We start from the raw sequence: 1,870 nt of genomic DNA, 5'->3' as shown, positions 1-1,870 counted from the left end.
GGCGTTACCCTGCCTTCTTCCACGCCCTGCTCGACGCGGGCGTGTACGCGCCGCCGAGCGCGTTCGAGGCATGGTTCGTCTCCGCGGCACTCGACGAGGACGCGTTCGACCGTATCGCCGCCGCTCTGCCCGCCGCCGCCCTCGCGGCCGCGGCCGCAACCCCCGAAGGATCCCCAGCGTGAGCTCCGACCAGCCCGACGCAGAATTCGCCCCAGTCCCGGCGGATAGCGACGAGGCGCCCCATCCTGCCCCCGCCGCCGCACCTCCCGCCCTCGACGACGACCCGTCGAGTGTCGAAACCATCGTGCACGTGCTGCGCCACGGCGAAGTGCACAACCCGAACGGCATCCTCTACGGTCGCCTGCCCGGCTTCAGCCTCTCGGTGGCCGGTCGCTCGCAGGCCGGTGCCGTCGCGCGCTCGCTGGCCGATCACGACATCGCGATGGTGATCGCCTCCCCGTTGCAGCGCGCCCAGGAGACCGCAGCGCCGATCGCGGCCGCCCACGACCTGATCGTGCGCACCGACGAGAACCTGATCGAAGCGGGCAACACCTTCGAGGGCCTGCGCGTCTCCGTCGGTGACGGGGCGCTGCGCAAGCCGCGGCACTGGTGGAAGCTGCGCGACCCGTTCACCCCGTCCTGGGGCGAGCCGTATCTGCAGATCGCTCATCGCATGCTCGCCGCGGTGAACAAGGCCCGCGTCGAGGCCGCCGGTCACGAGGTGGTGCTGGTCTCGCATCAGCTGCCCGTGTGGACGCTGCGCCGTTTCCTGCAGGGTCAGCGGTTGTGGCACGACCCGCGCAACCGGCAGTGCTCGCTGGCGTCGCTGACCTCGCTGGTCTACCACGGCGACACGCTCGTCGACATCGTCTATTCCGAGCCCGCCGGGGCGTCGGATCCGTCGGTTCACGGCGCATGACACGCTGCACCTCGTCGGGAACCGCCCGTGGCCGTCGGCCGCGGGCGCTGACCGCCGTTCTGTCCGCCCTGCTGGTGATCATCGCCGCGGCGGGCTGCTCGACGGGTACCGATGCGGTCGCCACCGGTGGTGGGACCTTCGAATTCGTCTCACCCGGTGGTAAAACGGATATCTACTACGATCCGCCCGCCACGCGCGGGACGATCGGCACGCTCTCGGGGCCCGATCTGATGAACGAGGGAAAGACCGTTTCGGTCGACGATTTCCCGAACCAGATCGTGGTCGTGAACCTGTGGGGACAGTGGTGTGGCCCGTGCCGCGCCGAGTCGCCCGCTCTCGAAAAAGTCTTCGCGGCGACCAGAGATCAAGGCGTCGCGTTCCTGGGGATCAATGTCCGTGACCATCAGCGCGACAAAGCCCAGGACTTCGTAGTGGACAACAAGATCGAATACCCGTCCATCTACGACCCGTCGATGCGGACCTTGCTCGCTCTCGGCGGAAACTTTCCCACCAGTGTTATTCCGACCACGTTGATCCTGGATCGTCAGCACCGGGTCGCCGCGGTCTTCCTTCGCTCGCTATTGGCCGAAGACCTTCAGCCCGTGGTCGAGCGCATCGCCGCCGAGGAGAAGCAGTGAGCAGCCGTCGTCGTCCAGGAAATCTGACCGCGTGTCGTCCCCGTCAGGGCGCCCGCCGAATGGGTGCGGGCTGGACGGTCGACGACCGTTGGGCCGGCATCGCGACCGTGCCGCGCAGTGTCGCCGGCGCCGGTCTGTTCGATTTCGGCCCCGCTGATCCGGCCGAGACCGAGCGAACCCTGTCGTTGCCGCGCGACGAGCAGCATGACATGGATACGGACACCGACGAGTGATTCCGCTCGCCGCAGTCGGGGATTCCTTCCAGCAGACGGCGGCATCGGGTCCGCTTCTGCTGGCGCTGGGAGCCTGCCTG

3 protein-coding genes and 1 pseudogene are annotated in these 1,870 nt (G+C 68.3%); all 4 read left to right on the top strand.

Annotation, left to right across the window (positions count from 1 at the left end; genetic code table 11):
* Positions 1–182 (top strand): annotated as a pseudogene (locus ACFWF3_RS34305) (aspartate aminotransferase family protein); the annotation flags it as partial.
* A gap of 119 nt (positions 183–301) precedes the next feature.
* On the top strand, positions 302–919 hold the full coding sequence (locus ACFWF3_RS34300; RefSeq protein ID WP_378943160.1) for a histidine phosphatase family protein: 618 nt from the start codon (positions 302–304) through the stop codon (positions 917–919).
* Entirely contained in the window at positions 916–1,557 is a 642-nt protein-coding gene (locus ACFWF3_RS34295) for a TlpA disulfide reductase family protein (RefSeq protein ID WP_379318188.1), read from the top strand. Before ACFWF3_RS34300 ends, ACFWF3_RS34295 begins: the two co-directional genes overlap by 4 nt.
* Positions 1,554–1,790 (top strand): hypothetical protein, encoded by a 237-nt coding sequence (locus tag ACFWF3_RS34290; RefSeq protein ID WP_378991018.1) that lies wholly within the window; start codon positions 1,554–1,556, stop codon positions 1,788–1,790. Before ACFWF3_RS34295 ends, ACFWF3_RS34290 begins: the two co-directional genes overlap by 4 nt.
* Positions 1,791–1,870 lie beyond the last annotated feature (80 nt).

It is taken from the genome of Nocardia sp. NPDC060220 (assembly GCF_042727815.1).
Taxonomy (GTDB): Bacteria; Actinomycetota; Actinomycetes; order Mycobacteriales; family Mycobacteriaceae; genus Nocardia.
Note: the sequence above shows the minus strand (reverse complement) of the source record. Positions and strands in the feature narration are given on the sequence as shown.